This window comes from Streptomyces sp. LS1784, assembly GCF_020103755.1.
Classification (GTDB): Bacteria; Actinomycetota; Actinomycetes; order Streptomycetales; family Streptomycetaceae; genus Kitasatospora.
The window spans coordinates 1-851 of record NZ_JAHSQD010001180.1 but is presented as its reverse complement, the minus strand read 5'-3'; the positions used below and the strand labels follow the sequence as shown (position 1 = coordinate 851).

Here is an 851-nt window from a genome sequence, read left to right as displayed (position 1 = left end):
CCACCGTCCACCTCGCGAAGGCCGCCAAGACCGCCGAGGAGGTGCTCGGCCGGGCCAACAAGGACGCCGAGACCGCCCGGGGTGAGGCCGCCGCCGAGGCCGAGCGGATCCGCGCCGAGGCCTCCGCCGAGGCACAGCGGCTGCGCGAGCAGGCCCAGGCCGCCGTCGAGCAGGCCCAGAACGCCGCCCTGGACGACGCCGCCGCGATCCGCGAGCAGATCGAGCGGATGCAGGACGAGGCGGCCCGGCTGCGGGCCGAGGCCGAGGAGCTGCGCGCCCAGGCCGCCGCCGAGGCCGACCGGGTGCGCGGCGAGGCCCGGCGCCAGGCCGTGGTCCAGATCGAGGAGTCGGCGAAGAACGCCGAGGAACTGCTCACCAAGGCCAAGGCCGACGCGGACGAGCTGCGTGCGGGTGCCGCCGGGGAGATCGAGCGGCTGCGCGAACAGGCCCAGGAGCAGGCCGCCGAGACCCAGGGCCGGGCCGAGCAGACCCTGACGCGGGCCCGCGCCGAGGCCGGGAAGATCACCGAGGCCGCCGAGCAGCAGAGCCAGGACGCACTCGCCGCCGCCAAGGCCGCGGCCGCCGAGAACCGGTCCGCGGCCGAACGCGAGACCGCCGAACTTCGGCGAGAGGCAACCGAGTTCGACCAGCGGGTGCGCGCCGAGGCGATCGCCGAGGCGGAGGCCCTGACCACCGAGGCTCAGGCTGAGGCGAACGCCGTCCGGGACGCCGCGGTGGCCGACGCCGAGCGGGTGCGCACCGAGGCCGACACCGAGGCCGCCCGGACCCGGGCCGAGTCCGAGGCGGCCGCGAGCGCGCTGCGCGAGGAGAGCCGGCGCGAACGCGAGGAG

At 77.4% G+C, this 851-nt stretch carries 1 pseudogene; it reads left to right on the top strand.

Annotated elements, in window-relative coordinates:
• A pseudogene (locus KS423_RS46415) lies at nucleotides 1-851 on the top strand (hypothetical protein); the annotation flags it as partial.